Here is a 23298-nt window from a genome sequence, read left to right as displayed (position 1 = left end):
GAACGGAATGTAAAAAACGGCCGTATCAAACCGGATAATTAATGAAAATGGCAATTCGCTTATTTAAGAAAAAGTCCTCCCGGCCGGCTTACGGATGGTTCGGCAATTACCCGACCTGGCAGGAAGCTGTCCGGGTTTCGGATGGTTATGACAAACATAACATCCTTGAAAAAACGAAGGCGGCTTTGCTGAAGGTGAAGTCGGGGGAGGCGGTTTATGAAAGGGATTCTGTGCTGTTTGAGAAAAAAATGTATCCCTTCCCACTGATCACCTATTTGCTGCACAGCGCGAAACAAAAAAGGACACCGTTGAATATCCTGGATTTCGGAGGCTCGCTGGGCAGCACCTATTTCCAGATACGGGAATTTCTGTCACCGGACCTGTGTTCGGGCTGGAACATCGTGGAACAAGCGCACTACATCGACTGCGGTAGGTTATTTTTTGAGGATGAAGTGTTAAAATTCCACTACTCTATAGAGGATTGCCTGGCCCATGGCCCGGTAGATCTGGCAATTCTTTCCAGCGTGGTGCAATTTCTGCCGGAACCTCACGCATTCCTTGAAAAACTGGCGGCCTATGGATTCAGGCATATTATTTTCGACCGCACGTTTTTTGTCAACGGGGACCGTGACCGCATTACCGTCCAGAATGTATGGCCCTCCGTCTATGAAGCCTCCTATCCCTCCTGGTTCTTCAATGAAGAAGGCTTTCTCCGCCATTTCCAGGCCAACTATATTACAGGCGGGGAGTTTAGCAGCTATGTGCCCGGCGAATCGGTCCTCGAGATTGACCGGGAACCGGTTGCCTATGCCAAGGGCTTTTATCTGACAAAAAAGGACATTACGGATCAACCGGGATTGGCTTCGTAATAGCGGTCCTGATCCTTCCAATAAACAACAGGGGAGCCAGCCCGTTTCGGAAAAAGCTTCGACGATCGCAGATTTTCCTTCAAGCACTTGAACAGGAAACGCAACCAGATCACGACTCCGTAGTGCCGGTGGATAAGCCTGGCTTTTTGCTGTTCGAACAAAACGTCCTTACTTAACGAAGAGATCCCGGTTGTGTTAAAGGTGGCGATAACGTAATCCCGGAATTCAAAGGCGAACTCCGGATCTTTCCAGCACCACATGTTCAGTACGTGATCAGCGGAGATGGCATAGGCGAGATCATACCGGTATTTCCGGAATACCGCCATCGGGTACACGATGGCCTGATGGTTAATTCCTGTTTTGGCCTGATGGTAGGCAGAGAGGTGCCCCAGGTATTTTTTATCATTCTTCCAGACGCTACCGTAGTAGATCTTCTTATTGTCTTTTAATTCAGTGGCAAATTTTGAAAAATCAGCGCTTAGCTGGTCGTCAGCGCCGATGAAATATACCCAGTTGCCGCTTGCACGGCCGATCGCCTTGTTCATGGCATCATAGATTCCCAGATCCTTTTCGCTTTTCCAGTAGCTTATTCTTGCCGCATTGGCTTCCAGGATAGCAATTGTGCCGTCGGTACTCGCGCCGTCCATGACAATCAGCTCCAGGCTGGAATATTGCTGACGGAAGATACTATCCAGGCATCGCTGCAGATAATGCGCCGCGTTCCTGGTCACCATAATGATCGATATCAACGGCTGGTTATCACAAACAAGGTCGCCGTACTGGTCTAGCCCCTGCTCGCAGCGGGTCAGCTTACGGGTTATGGTATGGGTCAGCAGTTTTTCATTTTCTTCGTATCCCGCCCTGCTTTGTTCATTATGATAGAGATGAAAAACAATGCCGCCGAATTTCAACATGCGTTTCCTGATTCCTATGTTAAGAAGCCTTGCCGCAATTTCATTGTCTTCCCTTCCCCAATAGCCGAAGGCTTCATTATAGCCGTTCACCCGGACCAGGTCTTCCCTCCAGAAGGCCATATTGCATCCGCGTAGCTTGCGGATACAATCAGCTTTATAACGGGTGGCCAGAAACTGCATCATCCAGCTGGCGTGCAGTCCGTTTAAACGATTTTTTATACCGTTTTCAAGGAGGTAGACCCGTTTTTTTTCTCCGGCCAGTAATTTTTCGGTCACGCTTTTTAATAATATTACCCTGCTTCCGGTCACGAAAGTACCGGGCTCGCTTAGCCTGATATGGTCACTGACGAAGTGCCTGTGCAGGATCAGGTCACCGTCGATCTGGATGATATAGGACTTGGAAGCCGCGGCGATAGCCTTATTCCTGATTTTTCCCAGCCGGAAGCCGTCGTCCGGCTGCCAGATATGAACAAGCGGGACAGGGAGGTGTGGTCGCATCCGATCAATTACCCGCGCAGTCCGTTCGTCGGACCCGTCATCGGCTATAATCACCTCATCCGGAAGAACAGACTGGTGCGCTACACTGCGGAGGCATAGTTCAAGAGCTTCGGGCCAGTTATAGGTGGAAATGATAAGGGCGATACTGACAGGAGTACTCATAAAGTGTGAGGGTTATAGCCGTTGGGACAAGTTTTAATGTTATTTAGTCGGACATTGCGCAATAATGCCGTATGAGAGGGTTCGTTATCCCTTGGTCTTTCAAAATGATGCAAGTGGAACTGGACCGCTGAAAGTTTTACGATTTTTTTGATAATTCCATTGTTGATGAAGCGGGCGGCGAGCTCTTCATCTTCATGCCCCCAGCCTTGCAGTTCGTTGTTGTAACCGTTGACCAGGATAAAATCTGATTTCCAAAAGGCCATATTGCTCCCTCTTACACTTCGGGAATTCATTTCCCTGCGTTGGCCGAAGAACCGTAGTACAGGTATACGCATCGCATTCAGCCGATTATATACACCATTTGAAAAAGCGTGGATCCCGGTTTCCCCGGATAAGAGTACTTTTGTACTCCTGGCCGGGGTCAACATAGCCCGGGTGCCGCGTATAAATGCACCTTTTTCAGCTGCCGCCAGGTGATCCCGGACGAAATACCTGTTCAGAATCACATCGCCGTCGATCTGAATGATGTATTCTCCCGTGCTGCTTGCTGCGGCTTTATTGAGTATCCGGGCTTTTCTGAAGCCTTCGTCCTGATGCCAGATATGAATAAGGGGGACAGGAAAGTTTTTTTCTATCGCTTCAAGCATGGCGCGGGTGTCGCCGGTCGATCCGTCATCAGCAATTATCACTTCGCCTGGGAGGACTTTTTGCCTGGCCACGCTGAGCAAACAGCAGCGCAAGGCTTCGGGCCAGTTGTAGGTGGATATGATCAGCGACGTCTTGGGCGCTGATGATAGCGGAGATAGAGCCGGGCGTTTGAACATACTATCCAACCAATGTCGTTATACCATCAAATTAAGGTCTATCTGGCGCCCTGGGTAAAAAAAGGAACAAAAGGCGGCATGTTTTGCCACGAACCGTGCCGGTGTTTTTGGGATAATACTAGATCCGATAGCATGGTATTTGCTATTCCTGTTTTAGAAGAGTTTCTGACTTAGTAGATCGAGATTGCGTCAGGCGGATAGTGTACCGGTTGACATCTATTGCCTTCAGGGGCGTTTCCTATCTGCATATTAACTACAAGTGATATTATAGGATGAGTTTCTTTTGTCCGCTTCCTGCCCGGAGGGTTAACCCGCAGCAAGCTTTGGAGACCAAATATCAATTTATTTTATACTTTATGCAAAAAAATGACAGTACCGGGCCGATATTTTTAATCAGTGCGACGTTAGTCCATATTGCATATACGTCGACTATTTGGATTTTGCACAATTTGTCCTGTCTGCAACCAAAGGCGGCGGCATAGCTGCCCCTTTTGAAAGCATTGAGGGGGGCTATAATAATTGAAATGGATTCACATTTGAGTGGTCAGCCCGTAGCTTTACGAAAAGGAACTGCCTTGCGCCGGCGACCCCGGTAATTGCCATGACCCTTGATTTCCTGTAATGCGCCTATATTTGTACCGTCATTAAACAGACAGAAGGACGTAAACCCTTTCTGCACCCTCTTCCTTAGATACGAGTTTCCATGCGCCTCCTGACGCTTTTCCTGTTCCTGTTTTTTGGGTTGCCGAACCCGGCGGCTGCTCAGTATGAGCATCTTTTGCACAAATCCTATGCGGAGAATGTCTACGGGATCCACGATATGTACAGGGACCTGATCGAGACGCCGGACTCTGTGCAGCGGGCCTTGAAGGCCGGGCATATCAAAGAATTCGCCCGTCATCACAAGGACAGGAGACTCGAATTGAATGTCGATTTTTTCCTGGTTTTTTGGAATACGTTCTATCAGCAGCAGCCAAAAGACATATCGCTCCGTAAACTGACCGGCCAGTTGGAAGCAGCGACCCGGGAGAACCTCGATTTTTTAAGGGCGCGTTCGTTGCGGGCGCTGGCTGAGTTCTATTGGAAAATAGAAAAAAACTATGAGCTGGCTTTCGAGCAGTATCTGTTGCTGGACAAAGAACTGGCATCTGCCAGGCCGGCCGATTACCCGGAAATGGCGAGGGACCTGATGCAGATAGGACAGGCTTATTATTTTTTCCAGGACTACCAGCTGGCCGGAAAGTATTTTAAAAAAGCGATGGTATTACCGGAAACCTCATTTACCACGATGGTGATCAACGATGCGAAAAATACCTTGGGGCTGTGTTACCAGCAGCTAAACCAGCTGGATAGCGCCGATTATTTTTTCAGGGAAGTTCTGAAAACGACCTTCCCGGAGGCGGCCATCTGGAAAAGAATCGCGACCGGCAACCTTGGGGCGAGCCAATACCTGCGGCGGCAGTATGACCTGGCCATACCATTGCTGGAAGCAGACTTTAAAGGGGCCGTTGCGGCCAACGACTATGGCTGCGCCGCCGGGGCTTCCATTTTGCTCGCCGATATTTTCCGGCACCAGAAAAAAATGAAGCTGGCCGCCGTTTTTATTGCCAGGGCGGAGAATTATATCGCAAAGGCTGAGCAGCCCGACAGGCTCCGGCTTTTGTATCCGGTAATGAATAAATGGTTTGCCGCCAACGGAGACGCGGAACGTGCCCGGCAATACCTGGACTCATCGGTAGTAGCTATTAACCGTTACCACGAGAAGTTCAGCGCGCTGAAAGTGCTGAGGGCACAGCAAAGAGTGGATCTCCAGGCACAGGAACTGCAGCTAGCTGCTTTCGGCCTGGAAAGACAACGGAAAATAGCCGAGCGGAATTTCCTCGTTATGCTGGTGCTGATTCTGATCGCTATAACGGCACTTACCTTTTTTATCCAGAAGAAACGGCAACTCGCCAAGGACCTCAGACTACAGGCTGCAACCCAGGATCTCGAAATAGCCGCGCTTAAGCTGAACAGGTTTACTGAAAGTATCCTGGAAAAAAACAAGCTGATAGAAGATTTGCAAAGCCGGAGTACTCAGGAAAATAAAGATTTGATTTTTAAGGAGCTGATGCAGAGCACCATTCTCACCGACGACGACTGGCTGTCTTTTCAGCAGTTGTTTGAAAGGGCTTATCCCGGCTTTATCATGCGGATAAGGGAAAAATACCCGGAACTTTCACTTGGCGAGCAACGGTACTTTGTGCTCGGCCGGTTGAGTCTTTCAACCAAAGAGATGGCGGCAATGCTGGGGGTTTCTCCCAATGCAATCCAGGTAATGCGCCATCGCATCCGTAAAAAACTTGAGTTATCGGATAATGCCCCGCTCGAGGAGATAATGAAAAACACGTGATCCGGACGGCCCTCGCGGCCGGGAAAAAAGAGGACAGCTACATGCTGGGAGACGGATTTTATTTTTATAATATTCTAATATTTTTTTGATTGATAAGGTGCCGGTATTGCGCTCAGTCTCACAGGTTGTGTCACTACACTTTTGTCTGGAAGTTTGTCGTTTTCTATACTATGGTTGCCGGAAGTGCGACCTGGAGCGCATTAATAGTTAGTACTGTGTTTCAGTGTATTGGCGGAATTTTTGCAATGAGATTAGATTTTTTTTATTCGAAAATGTAGAATTATTTCGAATATTCATAGTTTTCTTTTTTGTCTTTCCTAATACAGTTAATATTGCGCCGGACATGGTCGGTTCCGCATGTCCGGTGTTTTTTTTGAATAAAGGAAATTGTCTTTTTAGTAGATGATGCATGCACGATTATTCAACAAGATCCTTTAACCTGTAGAAATATGTAACAAAAACGCTATCCAAAACAAGCCCCCCTGTTTTTGGATAGCACTTTGTTCCGTATGGCTTGATTCCCGGTTTCGTGTCGGGCCGGCAGCGCTTTGCTACTACTGTCGTTTCAGCGCCCCCCGCTGTTAGGGCATGTTCTGCAAACTCTGACTTTCGACGCCACTATGAACTTTAATAATTAACAAAAACAACACATGAAATTTTTTAACTCAAAGCTGATTATTTCAGCGTTTGCCGTTATTATCGCGTCTCAAGCTGCTATGTTTGCCGCCGATTGCGATGATGCAAAGAATGTGCTCGTCAACGGATCCTTTGAACGGGTCAGCAACGGCAGGCTCGTCGGGTGGACCTCGGAAAGCACGGGTCAGCGCGGCGCCTCTTTTACCAGGGAAAGCGGTTACCAGGTGTGTGGAAGCTATTACGGCCTTATCACTCATCAGTACGGGTCTTTTGCCCGTTTGTACCAGGATGTCGCAATAGCAGAAAAGGCATCGTCCGTGACGCTGACGATGTGGGGCGGCGTGCATGAATTATGCCGTGGCGAATTCCGGCTCATATTTCTCAATGGTACGGGTGAAATTGCCGGAACCCGGAAGGTAGCAGAAGTGAAGAAGCGGGTTCCCGGCCTGCAAAAATATACGCTTACCGCTGACATTCCCGCCTCTGCCACAAAAGTAAGGATAGAAGTCGCTATGAACAGGACCAGCAACAGTAACGGTATCTACCTTAAAATGGAAGCCGCAAAGCTGGAGTTCGAATTCTCGACGAGCTTGCCTGTGACGCTTGCCGGCTTCTCCGCAAAATCGCTTGAAAACGACGTGCAGCTGTCATGGCAAACCACCAGCGAAACCAACGCTGCCTATTTTGAAGTTCAGCACAGCCGGGATGCGAAATCCTGGAGCAGGATAGGGGAGGTGAAGGCTCAAGGCTCGGAAACCGGCTTTTTTACCTATAATCAGCGGCACAACCTGCCGGAAGCCGGGAAAAATTATTACCGGTTAAGAATGGTGGACGCGGATCAAACCTTCACATTTTCGAAAATCGAGATAGTTCAATTTCAGCCCGGCGGCGGTTCTTCAGTGTTTATTTATCCTAATCCCACCCGCGGAGAAGTGAAGCTGTATCCCCGCGCCGTGAATTTCTCGGTGTATAATGCTGCCGGGAGAATGGTGCTTGAAACCCGCAGTGCAGGATCGGAATCGGTCGACCTGGGTATGCTGGGCGAAGGAAACTACCTGTTGCGGTGGTCCGATCACCTGAACCAATCGCATAGCCGTTCGCTTGTGATTTCGAAATAGTTTTTTTGATACAGGAGCTTGAAAATAAGATTGCGCCCGCATAACGGCGGGTTTTTACAAAAATTGATTTCCTTGTTCGAAGTAACGCTTTCTAGGTAGGTATCTATTTAGAAAGCGGTTTTTTTTTGGGCTATACCGAAAAAAGCGATCTATCTCCTCCCGGTCATTCCCTCAATTCTGCCAGCCGTAATTTTTCCCAGAGAAAGGGTTTGATTTCAGGCCAGTATGCTCCGCCTAAATCCATATCAATGGTGTGGGTCATATTGGGTTGTGCCACTATGCGGCATTCATTGCCCGAGGCGGTAATCGCAGTCTGGGTAGGCAATACGTTGCCGGTCCAGGTTGCCCCCGTGAAGCTGTCGGTTGGCCGGGCATGAAAAAGCAATACCGGTGAATCGGAGGCGTCGTAGTGGAACAAGCCCGATACCCCGCCGATTTTTTCGTTGACCAGGGTTGCCCCGGTAGAAAGGCCGGCCTGCACTTTTGAAGAAAATCCCGGGAAGTCCGACCGGAGCAACCGGCTATCGGCTTCAATCGCATTGACCAGGGCGAGCGCGCCGCCGGCAGACGTGCCCATTACGCAAATCCTGGCCGTGTCAACGCCGTACCGGGCCGCATTCGCTTTCAGGAAGCGGATCGCGTTTTGAGTATCCTCTTCGGCGGAGACAAGCGTTTTATACCTCCGTTCAGCCGTAGCGAGGTTGTTGGCCGTAAGCCTGTAGTTAATGGAGGCCAGTACATACCCGGCTTTTGCGTAAGACATGCCTTTTTCAATGCCCTCAGCCTTGTCGCCATTTTCAAATCCGCCGCCATGTATGAACACCACCAGGGGCTGCCTTTTGTCCGGTGTTGCATTGGGAGGTACAAGAAGGTCCATTCTGATAGTCAGTGTATCGGCTCCCTGCTCGCGCGCCCTGGTCCGCTCGGAAGTATATTGAAGCCCTGAGAAGTTCGGACGGGTACTGTACGGAATCTCTCTGAAAAACGCCAGTTCCTGCTGGGCGTACTGCCCGGCAGCGTAGAAGCCTTCGGCGGGGAGCGAAGGTTCCGGAGAAGGAGTTTCCGTTTTGCTGCAGGCCAACAATAGCAGGATGGCACTTGCAAGGACGGGAAGTGGAAATTGCATACCAGAATTTTTTTGATGAGATTGCCAGTCCTAAACCGGTGAGCCGCCCCCGATCTCACAGATTCCCGCCATAAGAAAGATCACCACTGATTTCAATACCCCCATTTCTTCAATATTTGATTTGCACTGCAAAGGTAGAAAGGTGATGGTGCTTTACCGTCGAAAACTAGTCCTCTCTCGAATCCATTACCAGGTTTTCTTCTGCGCCTTTGAAGGCGAGCCGGTATTCTTTCGGGCTGTGGCCGGTAATTTGCCTGAACTGGCGATTAAAGTAAGACAGGTTTTTGTAACCGCATTCGTAACATATCCGCAGAATATCCCACTGTTCTGTCACCAGCAGGCTGGTGGCATGGGTAATGCGTACTTCGTTAACAAATTGGGAGAAGGTCTGCTCCATACGCCTTTTGAAATAGCGGCAAAACGAAGCTTCATTTAGGTGCATCAGTTCCGCGGCTTTCTTACTGTCCAGTTCTTCTTTGAAGTTCCCGATTACGTACTTCATAACGGGTTCAAGCCGTTCCGAGTCGCGGTTGGTAAGCTTCACGAGCGACTGTGATTCGTTCATGATGGCCAGGTTGCCGGTGTTCATGGAAGAAATATGGTGCAGCATGCGCAGGAACGTAATCAGCTCGTCCATGCCATGCTGCGTGACGAGCCTGCCGAAAAGTACGGACAATTCTTCGGTTTGCCGGACCTGGATACCATTGGCAGATTTTTCCATCAGTTCTTTCACCTTAATATATCCGGAATTATCGAAGAAACCGGGGCCCAGAAAGTCTTCCCGGAAAAAAACCACCAATGCGTGTGCTTTCTCGCCCGAATCGATAAACGATTGCTCATTATAGAAACAATGGCCAAATCCCGGTCCGAAGAGAAAAATATCACCGTCCTGGAAATTCATGATGCGCTTCCCGGCATAAAGCTTTCCATAACTCTTCCTGATCAGGATCAGCTCGTACAAATCATGGAAATGAAAAGGAGACGTAAAATAGTCCTGTACGTACTCCTTTACCAAAAAGCCCAGACCGGATGGGTGAGACTGGTGTTCGAAAATTACTTTCATGGAACTTGGAAATCGGAACTTGGAAGTCGGAACTTGGAAGTCGGAACTTGGAAATCGGATTCAGGAATACGGCCCCGAGGTAGCTCCGGTAACGTCATTAGCAACGGGCTGACTTCCGATTTCCGACTTCCGATTTCCACTCATCACGAAATTAGCCCTTTTTTTATGAAATTATTAATATTGGCAAATATTGTATCGGTATTGGCAAGCGTAGTGGTGTAAAACCCTTTCCGGGCCCTATACCTTTACAACACGAAAAAGTATCAGCTATAGCTAAACGCGAGTGTGGTCTCCGGCCCGGGCAGTTGCCTGTGTCCTGGAACTGTCATGTTGAACCCTGAATTAATTTAGACCTGGTGATGAGTTATTTATACCTTTTATTCCGGCAATGATGAAAATAAGATCCTTTGACTACAGGTTGCTGAACAGGTATGTTCTCCTGTGGCTTGCTGTTTTTTTGCCGGCAACGGTCGTTGAAGTCCGTGCAACGGCAATTAGTCCGAAGCCGGGGCGGCTTGCCGCCGGCGTGAGCCAAATTGAAATTTCCGGTACGGTCAGGGACGAAAGCGGGCAGGAGCTGCCGGGCGTCAACGTGCTGGTGCGCGGTACACAGACCGGTACCATTACTGATGCTTCCGGCAAGTACCTGATCCGGGTTCCCGACGAAGATGCAGTGCTGGTCTTTTCCTTTGTAGGCTACCTGAGCCGGGAAATCCAGGTGTCGAAGCAAAAAGTGCTCGATGTGACGCTGGCTCCCGATCAGAAAAACCTGGATGAAGTAGTTGTAATTGGTTATGGTACGCAAAAGAAAACGTCGTTGACCGCAGCGGTATCAACATTGAAAGGCGACGAGGTCCGTGAGGCGCCCGTTACCAATATCACGAATGCTATCGGCGGCCGGGTGGCGGGCGTTATTCTGAAGCAAGGCTCCGGCGAACCCGGTCGCGACGGTTCGAATATTTTTATACGGGGTATTTCTTCTACCGGTTCCACCCAGCCCCTGGTGATTATCGACGGGATTCCCCGCGATTTCAGCCAGTTTAGCCAGCTGGACCCCAATACAGTTGATTCATATACCATTTTGAAGGATGCAGCTGCAGTGGCGCCTTATGGTGTGGCCGGCGCTAACGGCGTAATCCTGGTCACTACCAAACGCGGGAAGACCGGGGAGCCGGTGCTGAGCTACAACGGCTACATCGGGATTCAGAACCCGACCGTTCTTCCAAAATACGTGACGAACTATGATTACGCACGCCTGAGAAATGAAGCCGCCGCCAACGACGGTCTGCCTCGTCCTTACTCCGACCACGCGCTTCAGAAATACAAAGACGGGACAGATCCGGATGCTTTTCCTTCTACCTATGTATGGGACTACCTGGTAAACAAAAACGCAGTACTGACCACGCATAATGTGGAAGTAAGCGGCGGAACGGAGCGTATATCATATTACGGTAGTTTTGGCTATCAACTGCAGGAAGGTATGTGGAAAACAACATCGAATAACCGGTTTAACCTCAATATGAACCTGGATGCCAAAGTGACGCGTACTACACGGCTTTCGCTGGGGATGATCGGACGGGTACAGAAGTTTCTCTACCCGCCTTCCGACTATCCCGGTAACGGAACGGGAAGAATTTTTGAACTGGCCGGCTTCGCCACACCCCAGTATGGCCCCTTTGAGTTTAGCAACGGTATGTTTGGGAATCACGTAGCTTCCGGCATTTTCGGTACCGGCTACTACCGGTTCAATACAACCAATATCAATACCCAGCTCACTCTTACCCAGGAGCTTCCTTTTGTTCAGGGGCTTAGCTTCAAGGGAACGGTAGCTTTTGACCCGACCTTCACCGACGACAAGACCTGGCGGACTCCCATGCACGTTGCGACCATTGATACCACCCGTAAACCCTATGTGATTTCGGATGGGATTTTTAATGATCCGAAGGCGAGCCTCGGGCAGTCCTATTCCAAGGCACAGCAATTGACTTACCAGGCAGGACTTTACTACAACCGGGCGTTCGGGAAAAATAACCTGAATATTATTGGTGTATTTGAGGCCAAAAACAATTACGGCGCCAGTTTCGGGACCAGTAGAAGAAACTACGACCTCCTGGTAGATGAAATCAATATGGGGAGCTCAAACCCGCAGGATTGGGGAAGCAACGGTAGCTCCTGGGAAGCAAAGCAATTGGGGTTGGTTTACCGCGCCGCCTATGATTTTGACGGGAAATACATGCTGGAGGCAAGCGGCCGTTACGACGGCAGCTACTATTTTGCCCCCGGCAAACGGTTTGGCTTTTTTCCCGCGTTTTCGGCCGGTTGGCGCCTGTCTGAAGAACCGTTCCTCAAAAATGTACGCGGCCTCAGCAACCTGAAGCTCCGCGCTTCCTATGGCGAAGTGGGGGCGTTGGCGGGCAGCCCGTTCCAGTACATGGGAACCTATAACGTGATCGGCGGTAACCACGTTCTGGGCGGCAATCCTGTTATGGGGATCAGCGAAAGAATTGAGCCTAACCTGAACATCACCTGGGAGCGTGCGCGCAAAACCGATGTGGGGGTAGAAGTGGGGCTATGGAATGGCCTGCTCAATGCGGAAATCGACTATTTTTATGAGAAAAGATCCAATATGCTGGTGAGCCCGAACGAGGTGGTGCCGCTCGAATACGGCATCGGGCTGAGCCAGCAGAATGCAGGGATTATGTCGAACCGCGGAATTGAGTTTACGGTGGGTTCGCGTTACCAGGTTGCCAAAGACCTGTCAGTATCGTTAAGCGGTAATTTTACCTATGCCCGGAATAAACTGGAGCAGGTATTCGAAACCTCGGCGACGTATGACAACCCTAACCGGCGACGGACCGGAAGACCGTTGGGGACCCAGTTCGGTTACCAGGCTCTGGGATTTTTCCAGCAGTCTGATTTTAACGGCGACGGCGCGCTGAACGAGGGCATTGCCATTCAGCCCTGGGGTAAGGTTAGCCCGGGTGATATCCGCTACCAGGACATGAACCATGACGGTAAAATTGATGAAAATGACCTCACCGTGATCGGCGATCCGTCGGCAGCGCCAAGAATTATTTATGGATTGTCGCCTTCGGTGAAGTATAAAAACATTTCGCTGGACTTGTTATTCCAGGGAGCGGCCAGGGTGAATTATTACTATCACGCTTCATCCATTATGCCTTTCTGGAACGGAATGCAGGCGTACACCTTTAATTTTGACTACTGGAAACCGGAAAATCCAAACGCCGCCTACCCGCGGCTTACCGGCAGCCCATTGGCCAATAATATGCAGACTTCGTCATTCTGGATGGGCAATGCAGCCTATCTGCGCCTGAAGAGTATCAATGTTTCCTACACACTTCCGGCAGGCATCCTGGGCCGGGTCGGGCTTGAGGCGGCGAAAGTATATGTGTCCGGGCAGAACCTGTTTACCTGGACCAAAATGTTGTATGACCCGGAGTTGGGCGGAAATACGTCCTATGCGCCGTCAAGCGCGTGGACCTATCCTCAGCAAAAAGTGGTTTCCGTCGGACTTAATCTAACTTTCTAACCCCAAGATCATGAATTTCAAAAGCTATCGAGTAGCGACAGGCGTTTTGGTGGTTGCCATGATGGGCGCTTGTTCCGATTCACTGGATGTAGTCCCCAGGGACCAGGTGTCCGACGCCATTATGTGGAACAGCACGGCGAACGCCGACCTTTTTCTCAACAATATTTACGGGGCTGTAGGCGGCCCCAATGTGGCGGACTCCTGGGAGAATTTTTCCGACAATGCCATCAACGGCGTGGCCGGGCAATACAGTTCTACCGTATTCGGCCAGGGAAACTACACGCCGAGCAACGCACCCAGCCTCTGGGGGAACTATGACTTTATCAGGAAAGCCAATCTTTTTATAGAAAAAGTCACGGCGTCGCAGCTTCCCGCAGATTGGAAGAAGTCGCGCCTGGCCGAGGCGAGATTTTTACGGGCTTACTTTTATTCCCAGTTATGGAATTACCACGGCGGCGTGCCGCTCATAACGGTTGTGCTCAACAAAGCTGAGCAGAAGGATGAGGTGTTCTATCCGAGAAGCACATTTGATGAAACTTTCCAGTTTCTTGTGACCGAGCTGGATGCCGTAGCCGGAGATCTCGAAGCAAAGCCCGTGACCGGCCGGGCCTCCGCCGGGGCAGCACTTACCCTGAAAGCCTGGTGTGAATTGTTTGCCGCAAGCCCGCTGAATAATGGCAGCAATGATCTGAAAAAGTGGGAAAGGGCGGCACAGGCGTACCGGAAGGTGATTGACCTGAAGGCTTACGAACTGTTCCCCGACCACCGTGCGCTTTTCCTGGAAGAGAACAACAACAACCCGGAGGTTATTTTTGACAAGCCTTACTACAAAAACAACGGGCGTACCGGCGTTCAGGGGCCTTCTTATGTGGGTACCGAGTATAGAGGTTACGGGATGTCCAACCCCACCCAGGAACTTGTCGACGACTACGTGATGGCCAATGGTCTGCCCATTTCCGATCCGCTTTCGGGGTATAATGCGAAGCAGCCGTACAAAGGCCGGGAGCTGAGGTTCTATAATGACATCGTGTACGACGGATCGGAATGGCTCGGCACCGAAATGGTAATGAAACAGGGCGTAGGCAGCAGAAGCGCAACCGACCTGAGCAACCTGAATGAGGCGACCAATACCGGCTATTACTGGAAAAAAATGATGGACCCGAAATACGCTTTTGTAGGGAACAGCCAGAACAGCGCGCATTTTATCCTGTTCAGGTATGCCGAGGTGCTGCTGGGTTATGCGGAGGCTCAAAATGAATATGTTGGACCCGATCAATCGGTTTACGACGCGGTGAACCTGGTAAGAAAGCGGGTGGAGCTGCCGCCGTTGAAAGCGGGCCTGGACAAAGTTTCGATGCGGAAGGCCATCCTGCGCGAACGGCGGGTAGAGTTTGCATTGGAAGAAAAAAGGTGGATGGACCTGGTCCGCTGGAAACTGGCAGAGGAAAAACTGAACGGTCCGCTGCACGCGGTGGTAATCAGGCAGGTGAACGGGCAATGGGAGCATAGCTACGTACCGGCCCCCGGTGGGCTCAGGGCGTTCCATGCCAACCGGAACTACTGGCTGCCCATACCGCAAGCGGCGAAAGACAGGAATACGAAGCTGGTACAAAATCCGAATTATGAATAAGGGAGGTCGGAAATCGGAAGTCGGAAATCGGCCGCGCCGCGCAGGTTCCGTTGCAGGTAACGCCGGTAGTATCCGACCTCCGACCTCCGATTTCTGATTTCCGATTTCCGACTTCCCACCCACTAATGAACACTAAACATGGATCAAAATAAAAATGGCATGAGTTCAAGACTAATCTTATTGCTTGCGGCGCTGGTTATGGGGACGGCGTTTTCTTTCGGCCAGAAGCCGCCCGCTACTGAAGCCGGTGTCGTCATGGTTTGGGAGGGAAGCGTGAAGAGCGGCTCAATCGAGGTATCGAACGGGAAGCCGGGGCGCATTATTTTACCGAAAGGGGGCGGAAAAGCTGACGGAAGCAAGTTCGCGGTCAGTGACAATACCAGGAGCCTCCAGGTGCATATCAGTGAGGCGCATTTGGGTATAGGACCTGATCCGACCATTGTACATGTCAGGTCTGACCGTTTTTCGTTCTCGTTTTTACTACGTGATGTCAACCGGGAATACCCCGTCTATCTCCCTCAATATAAAGTAGCGGTTTCGGCAGCCGGTGACACGCGGTCTTACGGCGAAATAGAGAAAGCGATACTCGAACGCAAGACATTTACCAAAGTTCAGCAAATCGAAAAGGAGCCGGAGACTTCTTTTGAAGCCGTTGCACCGCAAAACAAGGATATGAATGTCCCCATCTGGCTGGGAATAGGGCGGGATATGCGGATGTTTGACATAACCGAGGAGCTGCAGGACGTAGGACAGGAAGGAAAAGTGATCCGTCCCAAATACGCCTCTTCCGGCGTAAGGGTCGAGGAAACTAAAAATAACGGAGCTTATATCTACGTGCTGGGCAGGGGAGTGGGGGCCAAAAACAATGTTTCCAGGCGATTGGATAAAGGGGTGCTCCCGATTTATCATTCGGAGCTGAAAGACGATGATGTGGTATACAATTCCATATCGTTCGTGTCCTTCGCCGGCAAGTCGCTTACCGAGGCTACCAACAAAGGAACGCACTATGTGGTATCGGACAAGCACAGCTATGGTCGCTCGTTCAAAGACGAGCACAAGGCAGAGCTGGAAGAACGGATGAAAACTGCTTACAGCTTTGACGAGGATATGGTGTTGTACAGCCGTACGACCATTGAAAACACGGGCAGGGTCCCGCGTTATGCCTGGTTGAAGGCGCCGCGGCCCGGAACCGGTTGGTGGTATCAGAAGATCCACAACTACGATGAAAAAACGGGTTTTTCTTCCTATACAAGCAGCAATAACGTTTTTTGTATTTCCCACCTGAACGGGGAGCCACTTCCCAACGAAGAGGTGGCCATCCTGTTGAAACCGGGGGAGAAGGCTGAATACGATTTTTTTATGCCCCATTCCCCGATTTCAGCTGAAAAGGCAGGCTTGCTGGCAAAGCAGTCGTTCCCGCAGCGCCTGGCTGAATCCCGGAAGTACTGGGAGCAAAAGCTTGCCGCCGCAGGAAAGCTCAGACTGCCCGAAAAGCGCATTGAGGAAATGCTTCAGGCCGGCCTGCTCCACCTTGACCTGGTTACATTCGGGCAAGGCCCGCAGGGTACGCTTTCAGCCAATGTCGGGGTGTATTCGCCGATCGGGACCGAAAGTTCGCCTATTATCCAGTTTTACCTGTCGATGGGTTGGTTTGACGTCGCGAAAAGAGCTTTGAATTATTTCCTGGATACACAATTAAAAAATGGGTTTATCCAGAATTTTGAGGGGTATACGGTCGAAACCGGGGCGGCTTTATGGAACATGGGCGAGTATGTTCGCTATACCGGCGATTCGGAATGGCTGCAGCAGTCCAAAGCCAGAATCCTCAAATCGTGCGAATACCTGATGGAGTGGCGGGAAAAAAATAAAAAAGAAGAATTGCGGAAAAAAGGCTACGGGATGATCGCGGGCAAAGTCGCCGATCCCGAAGATCATTTCCACCAGTTCATGCTGAACGGCTACGGATACCTGGGTTTGTCGCGGATTGCCGAAGCGTTGAAAAATTCCGATCCGGAGCTGTCGGCCCGTTTGGGCAGAGAAGCTGCGGCATGGAAGAACGATATCAGGGAAACCGTCGGTGCGCTATGGGGGCATTCGCCCGTGGTACCGCTGGGTGACGGCCGCTGGGTGCCGACCCTCCCCCCCTGGGCAGAAGCTGACGGGCCGCGAAACCTGTACCTGAAAAAGGAAACTTTCTGGTCGCATGGTACTTTTACGGGAGCAGATGCACTGCTGGGACCGCTGTACCTCGTTTTCTGTGAGGTGATTGACCCGCAGTCGCCGGAGGCCGCTACTCTGCTCGACTACCACAGCGAGCTCTACTACCAGGGGAATTCCGCATTCAGCCAACCCTACTACAGCCGTCATAACTGGCTTCAGGCCAAACTAGGAATGGTAAAACCTTTCCTGAGTACTTATTACAATACGTTTTCCGCGCATGCCGACAGGGGGACCTATACCTTCTGGGAACATATGTACCGGCTCAGCGCCCATAAAACACATGAAGAAGCATGGTTCCTCATGGAAACCCGCTGGATGTTGTACATGGAAGACGGTGATACGCTCGGTTTGCTGAAAACCATTCCGCGGGCCTGGCTGGAAGATGGAAAGGAAATTTTGCTGGAGGGAGTGAAAAGCTACTTCGGAGAGGTTACGGCAAAAGTCAGCTCGAACGTAGAACAGGGCTTTATTGAGGCCGCAATCGACTGCCCGGGGAATAAAAAGCCGCGCACGGTTACCATCAGGCTGCCGCATCCCGAAAACAAACGGCCGGCGGCAGTTACGGGCGGCGTCTATGACGAAAAATCCGAGACGGTCACCATTAAGGACTTTAACGGCTCGGCCCGGGTCAGGGTAACATTTTAATGTTGTGAACACAAGATTATATGCCTGCAAATACGATTGATATTGCCACTATTGTCGGCTATTTCGTAGTTATTCTGTTCATTGGCCTGCGGTCGAGCAGGGGGCAGCAGCGTGACGCGGCCACCTATTTTACCTCCAGGGGGTCTTTGCCCTGGTGGGCTATGGGAATGGCCTACGTATCGACCGGCCTTAATTCCGAACAGCTCATCGGTATGAACGGGATGGGCTATTTCGTAGGCCTGCCGTTGGTCAACTCGTACCTGAACGCTATCCTGGTGTTCACGGCATTAATCTTTTGCTTCTTCCCGGTCTACCTGCGAAACAATATCATTACCATGCCGCAGTACCTCGAAGAGCGGTTCGACAAAAGAAGCGCCAATGTTTTCAGCGTATTGTTGCTGATCAGCTATGTTTTTCTCAGTCTGGCCGTGGTACTGTACGGCGGGGCCAAGCTTTTTGAGGTCATTTACGAGGTTCCGCTATGGCAAAGCGTACTGGTACTCGGCCTGATTTCGGGCGTGTTTACCATTTTCGGCGGGATGTCGTCCATGGTCAATGCTTCGGTCTTCCAGTTTGTACTCATGTTCCTGGGCGGCGGTATCCTTTTTTACCTGGGTTACGACCAACTTCCCAATGGCTGGCAGGATATCATGGACCACGCGCCGGGCGGGTTCCACCTGATGCAGCCTGCCGACACGCCCGTGATGCCCTGGCATGCCGTTTTACTGTCATTATTCAATTTGCAGCTGTTTTACTCCTGCATCAACCAGGCATTGGTACAGCGCGGTTTCGGCGGGAAAACCGAGTGGGACGTACGGATGGCCATTGTCTTTGCGCTCGTCTTTGCCTTGTTCCGACCTTTCCTGGAAGTGTTCCCGGGACTGATGGCGCGGGCGCTCGCCTTTACCGGCCATACCGCATTCCAGCTGACCGAGGCCGAAATCGATAATGTTTACCCCTTGCTGATCGCCAACCTGATCCCGGCCGGATTGCAGGGCCTCATTATCGTGGGAATCCTGTCTACCGTGATGTCTACCATTGCGGCCTTCCTGAATTCAATTTCCACGCTGTTTACCTACGACGTCTATAAGAAATGGATCAATCCGGCTGCCGGCGACCGGAAGCTGGTAAGCGTGGGAATGTGGTGTACGTTTGTGCTGATGGCATTCAGTATCTTGTATGCACCGGTGATCGGGAAACTGGGCGGTATTTTTATATACTTCCAGTCGCTGGCCACCTACCTGGCCGTCCCGGTGGCTACCTGTTTCCTGGCGGGCATGTTTTGGAAACGCGCGACGCCCGCGGCCGCCCTGGTTGTTTTGGTTGCAGGCATTCCGTTGGGAGCAATGATTCAGCTGGTAGCGATCCCGGCATTGTTTTCGCCCGGCTTCATTGCCGCTCACGGCCTGGGTAATTTTTACGTAACAGGCGGTATTACCCAGGTATTTTGTGTGGCGATCATGGTGGCCGTGAGCCTGTTCACACCACCCAGACAGACCGCTGAAATAAAGCGCCTCATGTGGACACCGGCCATGATAAGCCTCCCGACCAGCGACCCCCAACGCCCCTGGTGGCAATCCGTAGGGCTCTGGTGGGGCATCATGGCAATAGTTTACGGGGTGTTGTATTGGATGTGGTGGTAGGAGTGAGGGGTGAGCCGTGAGGTGTAAGGCGTGCGACAGACACCAAAACCACCTCCCATCAAAAATTACGCACCCCTCATACCTCAAACCTCAAACCTCACGCCTCAAACCTCACGCCTCATACCTCAAACCTATTAACCCCATGAAAAACAAAACTGTTTTATGCCTGATGGCTCACCCCGATGACGCCGAGATACTGAGCGGGGGGACGCTGGCTCGGTTGGCCAGGAGTGGATGGCAGGTTGTGATTGCCAGCATGACGCCCGGACAGGCGGGTTCCGCCAGGCTGAATGCAGAGCAGATCAGCGCCGTACGCCGCGTAGAAGCCGCCCATGCAGCCGCTGTCGTAGGCGGAAGCTACCATTGTATGGAATCGGAAGACGTGTTTATCGCCTACGACAAGCCGACTTTGCTCAAAGTGATCGCCCTGTTTAGGGAAGTGCAGCCCGCGCTGGTGATTACGGCAAGTCCTTCTGATTATATGTTCGACCATGAAATCACCAGTCACCTGGCACAGACCGCCTGCATGGCGGCTACCATTGGCAACATAGAAATTCCCGGGCTGCCGCTGCTGGCGCAGGTGCCGCACCTCTACTATGCAGATCCCGTTCAGGGAAAAGACCGGTTCGGCGCGGAAGTTACCGGTAGCCTCCTGGTGGACGTGACGGACGTTATGCCGGTCAAGGAAGAAATGCTGTGTCATCATGCTTCCCAGCGGGACTGGTTGAAGGTAATGTCCGGGGTAGATGAGTTCGTTCTGATGATGAAGTCTTTTTCGGAAAGGAACGGGAAACTTATAGGGGTCCGATATGCCGAGGGCTACCGGCAGCACCTGGGGTTTAGCTATCCGCAGGACGATTTGCTCGCCGCGGAATTGGATGGTTTCGTTTATTCTCTCCCGAAATCGCGCTCATGATTTTTAGAAAGGAAGAAAACGGGATCGTCTTGCTGGTGATCGAGAATGACCGGATCAGGGCTGAGCTGGCGCCGGCATTGGGCGGAAAATTTACCAGTGTATACAACAAGATCCTGGGAAGGGAGTTTCTCTGGCACAATACTGCGTTGCAGCTCGAAAAGTCGGCGCCCGGAGCCGATTACGAGGATAACTTCTGGGGAGGTATCGACGAACTTATACCCAACGATGTTCCTGAAAACGTCGATGGTATCGATTATCCCGACCACGGGGAGCTTTGGACGACAGAACTGGAAGCCACGCTTGAGAACGGGAAAGTAGGCTTATGGGGTGTACTTCCGAAAAGTGGCCTGTATTACCTGAAGGAAGTTTCGGTAGTGGACGGGAAACCCGAAATCAGGGTCAGGTATGTGATCCGCAACACGGCGGATGCTTCGCGCAGCTTTCTCTGGAAACTTCACGCAGCGCTCCGGATCAGTCCCGGCGACCGCGTGGTGAGCAACGCCAAAGCAGCACGCATCGTTTACCCGCAGTCGTCGCGGTTTTCTTTTCAGGGGGAATTTCCCTGGCCGCAGATAGAGGGACAAAACGCGTCCATCGTCCCGCCCAAAGACGGCTCAATGGACTTCTTTTACCTTTACCGGGAAACAACCGGGGCGATGTCCATGTTTTCGGAGGGCGACCGCCTGCAATTCAGGTATGAATACGACCCTGCGGTGTTCCCCTACCAATGGTATTTTGCTTCCTTCGGCCAGTTTCGCGACCATTATACGGCCATACTTGAACCCGCAACCGCTATGCCTTTCAGTGTGAACGAGGCGGCGGCGCAGGGACAATGCACCGTGCTGAAACCGGGAGAGGAAATTGTGACAACCGTAACCATTTATGCAGGGAAGAGTCAAATCTGAATTTTATTTTAACATTTATCACAGAGCGGGTATGAAAAAGTAGAAACCGGAAGTCAGAAATCAGAGGTCAGCGGGAGCTGATTTCCGATTTCTGATTTCTGACTTCTAACCCCTCACACCCCATCGCTCAAACCTTTTAAACACATGAAAATTGAATCAGTAGATTTCTTTTACCTGAGTATGCCGGTGGTTGAAGACATAGGCGATGGAAGCCAGGACGCAACGCTGGTCCGGGTCAGGGCGGGCGGTTTGGAGGGCTGGGGTGAATGCGAGGCTTCGCCGTTGCCTACGATAGCCGCCTATGTATGTCCTATGTCGCACAGCGCGTGCAAGCCGGTGAGGTATTCGGTTGAGGGAATGCCGCTCAATGAGCCGGCCGACATTGTCAGGATTGGTCAGAAAGTACATGCCAATAGCTTTGATTTACTGCAAGCGGATCATACGCTTTCGGGGATAGACATAGCGCTCTGGGACTTGCTGGGGAAAAAATTGGGGGAGCCGGTATACAGCCTCCTGGGGTATAAAAAAGCTTATCCCAAAACACCGTATGCCTCACAGTTGTTTGGCGACACCCCGGCGCAGACCTACGAGAAGGCAGTGCAATCGCGGGCTTCGGGCTATAAGGCGGTTAAATTCGGCTGGGGGCCGATTGGCAAGGGCAGCGCGGCAGAAGATGCGGCCCATTTCAGGGCTGCACGCGAAGGGCTGGGGGGCGATGCCTACCTGATGATCGATATCGGTACCGTCTGGGGAGAGGACGTTGCTACCGCAGAGCAACGCCTGGAAGCTCTGAAAGAGGTGAATGCCTACTGGTTGGAAGAACCATTTGCCAATATGGCACTCGGGCCTTACAAGGCGCTTTCGGGGTGCACGCCGCGTATACCGCTTGCAGCAGGCGAAGGATGCAACAATTATGTACAGGCTGCTGCAATGCTGGACTTCGCCGGCCTCGGCTTCGTGCAGATCGACACCGGTCGGATCGGTGGCATAACGCCGGCCAAACGGGTGGCCGATGAGGCTGCCGCCAAAGGCATTACCTATGTGAACCACACTTTTACCTCGCACCTGGCGCTCAGCGCGTCGTTACAGCCCTATGCCGGGGTAGAGAAAGATGTCATTTGCGAATACCCGGTAGAACCGAGGCAACTCGCTCTGGATATTACGACCGACCGGATATTGCCCGATGCCAACGGACAGGTGACGGTACCCGAAAAGCCCGGTCTGGGGCTGACTATTAATACCGAAGGGTTGAAGCCATACCTGCAGGATATGCAGATTACCATAAATGGAAAGACTCACTATCAGACACCTTTGTTGTAAGTGGCAGCCGCCCGGCTTTTTTCAGGCAGGCGGTAATCAAAATCGGTAGCGGCTGCCTGGGTGCCCATAATTTTGATTTTTAGGTATGAATAGAAAGAAAGTAGTGATCCTGGGCGGGTCTTCGGGTATAGGGAAAGCGACCGCCGAACGTTTTTCAAAAGAAGGATGGGCCGTGGTAATCGCGTCTTCCGACCGGTCGAAGCTGGAGATTGCCTATGCCGGGCTGACCGGGAAGGGGCACGAAGCGATACAGCTGGATATCCGTAACGAAAGTCAACTGCAGCATTTTGTCTCGGATTTGAAGGAGACGCACGGGACTTTCGACGTTTTGATCAACAGCATCGGCGTGTCGGAAAACATCCCGGCACTCGACAGCAATTTCGCCGAGTGGGACGATGCCTTGCAGGTAATGCTTTACGGAACGGTAAGAAGCTGCCGGGCCCTCATCCCGCTGATGGAAGCCGGCGGAAGGGTCATTCATATTACTTCCATACATGATCGCCGTGTGGAGCATGGCGCGTCGGCCTATGGCATGGCGAAAGCCGCCATTACCCAGTTCACCCGCTCACTGGCCCTCGAGCTCGCGGCTAAAAATATTCTTGCCAACACCATAGCCCCCGGTTTTATCGATACGCCCATGTCGGTTGACCGTAACGGCCAAAATGAGCTGGAGACCGAATGGTTTCATGATAACTATGTGAAATACAGTCATTTGCCTTTAAAAAGAGCCGGCCGTCCGGAAGAGGTAGCGGGTGTAGCCTGGTTCCTTGCCGGGGCGGATGCCACTTATATTACCGGGTCTGTGCTGACGGTGGACGGCGGATTGACCATTACATTTTGAGGTAAGTTTAGACCAATAGAAATGCC

At 51.5% G+C, this 23298-nt stretch carries 15 protein-coding genes; 11 read left to right on the top strand and 4 right to left on the bottom strand.

Going from position 1 to position 23298, the window contains the following annotated elements:
• Window positions 1-41 precede the first annotated feature (41 nt).
• On the top strand, window positions 42-869 hold the full coding sequence (locus ABD852_RS16650) for a methyltransferase, TIGR04325 family (protein ID WP_345030963.1): 828 nt from the start codon (window positions 42-44) through the stop codon (window positions 867-869).
• Here ABD852_RS16650 and ABD852_RS16645 read toward each other — a convergent pair.
• Both ABD852_RS16645 and ABD852_RS16640 read right to left on the bottom strand, forming a co-directional pair.
• The gene (locus ABD852_RS16645; protein WP_345030962.1) at window positions 848-2443 is read right to left on the bottom strand and encodes a glycosyltransferase; all 1596 of its coding nucleotides are present in this window, start codon (window positions 2441-2443) and stop codon (window positions 848-850) included. The genes ABD852_RS16650 and ABD852_RS16645 overlap by 22 nt on opposite strands.
• On the bottom strand, window positions 2440-3267 hold the full coding sequence (locus ABD852_RS16640; protein ID WP_345031086.1) for a glycosyltransferase family 2 protein: 828 nt from the start codon (window positions 3265-3267) through the stop codon (window positions 2440-2442). Before ABD852_RS16640 ends, ABD852_RS16645 begins: the two co-directional genes overlap by 4 nt.
• Before the next feature lie 703 nt (window positions 3268-3970).
• Between ABD852_RS16640 and ABD852_RS16635 the strand changes: the two genes are divergently transcribed.
• Window positions 3971-5659 (top strand): tetratricopeptide repeat protein, encoded by a 1689-nt coding sequence (locus tag ABD852_RS16635; RefSeq protein WP_345030961.1) that lies wholly within the window; start codon window positions 3971-3973, stop codon window positions 5657-5659.
• 650 nt (window positions 5660-6309) lie between these two features.
• Window positions 6310-7413, top strand: a complete 1104-nt coding sequence (locus ABD852_RS16630; RefSeq protein ID WP_345030960.1) for a T9SS type A sorting domain-containing protein — start codon at window positions 6310-6312, stop codon at window positions 7411-7413.
• A gap of 163 nt (window positions 7414-7576) precedes the next feature.
• Here the strand turns inward: ABD852_RS16630 and ABD852_RS16625 are convergent, their stop codons facing one another.
• Both ABD852_RS16625 and ABD852_RS16620 read right to left on the bottom strand, forming a co-directional pair.
• On the bottom strand, window positions 7577-8539 hold the full coding sequence (locus tag ABD852_RS16625) for a carboxylesterase family protein (protein WP_345030959.1): 963 nt from the start codon (window positions 8537-8539) through the stop codon (window positions 7577-7579).
• A gap of 166 nt (window positions 8540-8705) precedes the next feature.
• The gene (locus ABD852_RS16620) at window positions 8706-9602 is read right to left on the bottom strand and encodes a helix-turn-helix domain-containing protein (protein ID WP_345030957.1); all 897 of its coding nucleotides are present in this window, start codon (window positions 9600-9602) and stop codon (window positions 8706-8708) included.
• Window positions 9603-9990: 388 nt separating this feature from the next.
• On the opposite strand from ABD852_RS16620, the gene ABD852_RS16615 reads away from it, so the two are divergent.
• From ABD852_RS16615 to ABD852_RS16580, 8 genes are all read left to right on the top strand, one after another.
• The gene (locus tag ABD852_RS16615; protein ID WP_345030955.1) at window positions 9991-13152 is read left to right on the top strand and encodes a SusC/RagA family TonB-linked outer membrane protein; all 3162 of its coding nucleotides are present in this window, start codon (window positions 9991-9993) and stop codon (window positions 13150-13152) included.
• Window positions 13153-13162: 10 nt separating this feature from the next.
• Window positions 13163-14782, top strand: coding sequence for a RagB/SusD family nutrient uptake outer membrane protein (locus ABD852_RS16610; RefSeq protein ID WP_345030951.1), 1620 nt, complete (start codon window positions 13163-13165; stop codon window positions 14780-14782).
• 159 nt (window positions 14783-14941) lie between these two features.
• The gene (locus ABD852_RS16605; protein WP_345030950.1) at window positions 14942-17647 is read left to right on the top strand and encodes a hypothetical protein; all 2706 of its coding nucleotides are present in this window, start codon (window positions 14942-14944) and stop codon (window positions 17645-17647) included.
• Between the two features lie 20 nt (window positions 17648-17667).
• Window positions 17668-19290 (top strand): SLC5 family protein, encoded by a 1623-nt coding sequence (locus tag ABD852_RS16600; RefSeq protein ID WP_345030949.1) that lies wholly within the window; start codon window positions 17668-17670, stop codon window positions 19288-19290.
• 142 nt (window positions 19291-19432) lie between these two features.
• Entirely contained in the window at window positions 19433-20206 is a 774-nt protein-coding gene (locus tag ABD852_RS16595) for a PIG-L deacetylase family protein (RefSeq protein ID WP_345030947.1), read from the top strand.
• On the top strand, window positions 20203-21111 hold the full coding sequence (locus ABD852_RS16590) for a hypothetical protein (RefSeq protein ID WP_345030944.1): 909 nt from the start codon (window positions 20203-20205) through the stop codon (window positions 21109-21111). The genes ABD852_RS16595 and ABD852_RS16590 overlap by 4 nt, the downstream gene beginning before the upstream one ends.
• A 144-nt stretch (window positions 21112-21255) precedes the next feature.
• Window positions 21256-22431, top strand: coding sequence for a mandelate racemase/muconate lactonizing enzyme family protein (locus tag ABD852_RS16585; RefSeq protein WP_345030941.1), 1176 nt, complete (start codon window positions 21256-21258; stop codon window positions 22429-22431).
• An 85-nt stretch (window positions 22432-22516) separates the two neighbouring features.
• Window positions 22517-23272: an SDR family NAD(P)-dependent oxidoreductase gene (locus ABD852_RS16580; RefSeq protein WP_345030938.1), complete on the top strand. Its 756-nt coding sequence runs from the start codon at window positions 22517-22519 to the stop codon at window positions 23270-23272.
• Window positions 23273-23298: the final 26 nt, after the last annotated feature.

This window comes from Ravibacter arvi, assembly GCF_039540405.1.
Classification (GTDB): Bacteria; Bacteroidota; Bacteroidia; order Cytophagales; family Spirosomataceae; genus Ravibacter; species Ravibacter arvi.
Note: the sequence above shows the minus strand (reverse complement) of the source record. Positions and strands in the feature narration are given on the sequence as shown.

Coding starts and splice junctions, on each gene's coding strand:
- ABD852_RS16645 (WP_345030962.1), bottom strand. CDS start 2,443: ATGAGTACTCCTGTCAGTATCGCCCTTATCATTTCCACCTATAACTGG.
- ABD852_RS16590 (WP_345030944.1), top strand. CDS start 20,203: ATGATTTTTAGAAAGGAAGAAAACGGGATCGTCTTGCTGGTGATCGAG.
- ABD852_RS16585 (WP_345030941.1), top strand. CDS start 21,256: ATGAAAATTGAATCAGTAGATTTCTTTTACCTGAGTATGCCGGTGGTT.
- ABD852_RS16620 (WP_345030957.1), bottom strand. CDS start 9,602: ATGAAAGTAATTTTCGAACACCAGTCTCACCCATCCGGTCTGGGCTTT.
- ABD852_RS16605 (WP_345030950.1), top strand. CDS start 14,942: ATGAGTTCAAGACTAATCTTATTGCTTGCGGCGCTGGTTATGGGGACG.
- ABD852_RS16630 (WP_345030960.1), top strand. CDS start 6,310: ATGAAATTTTTTAACTCAAAGCTGATTATTTCAGCGTTTGCCGTTATT.
- ABD852_RS16600 (WP_345030949.1), top strand. CDS start 17,668: ATGCCTGCAAATACGATTGATATTGCCACTATTGTCGGCTATTTCGTA.
- ABD852_RS16595 (WP_345030947.1), top strand. CDS start 19,433: ATGAAAAACAAAACTGTTTTATGCCTGATGGCTCACCCCGATGACGCC.
- ABD852_RS16615 (WP_345030955.1), top strand. CDS start 9,991: ATGATGAAAATAAGATCCTTTGACTACAGGTTGCTGAACAGGTATGTT.
- ABD852_RS16625 (WP_345030959.1), bottom strand. CDS start 8,539: ATGCAATTTCCACTTCCCGTCCTTGCAAGTGCCATCCTGCTATTGTTG.
- ABD852_RS16610 (WP_345030951.1), top strand. CDS start 13,163: ATGAATTTCAAAAGCTATCGAGTAGCGACAGGCGTTTTGGTGGTTGCC.
- ABD852_RS16640 (WP_345031086.1), bottom strand. CDS start 3,267: ATGTTCAAACGCCCGGCTCTATCTCCGCTATCATCAGCGCCCAAGACG.
- ABD852_RS16635 (WP_345030961.1), top strand. CDS start 3,971: ATGCGCCTCCTGACGCTTTTCCTGTTCCTGTTTTTTGGGTTGCCGAAC.
- ABD852_RS16580 (WP_345030938.1), top strand. CDS start 22,517: ATGAATAGAAAGAAAGTAGTGATCCTGGGCGGGTCTTCGGGTATAGGG.
- ABD852_RS16650 (WP_345030963.1), top strand. CDS start 42: ATGAAAATGGCAATTCGCTTATTTAAGAAAAAGTCCTCCCGGCCGGCT.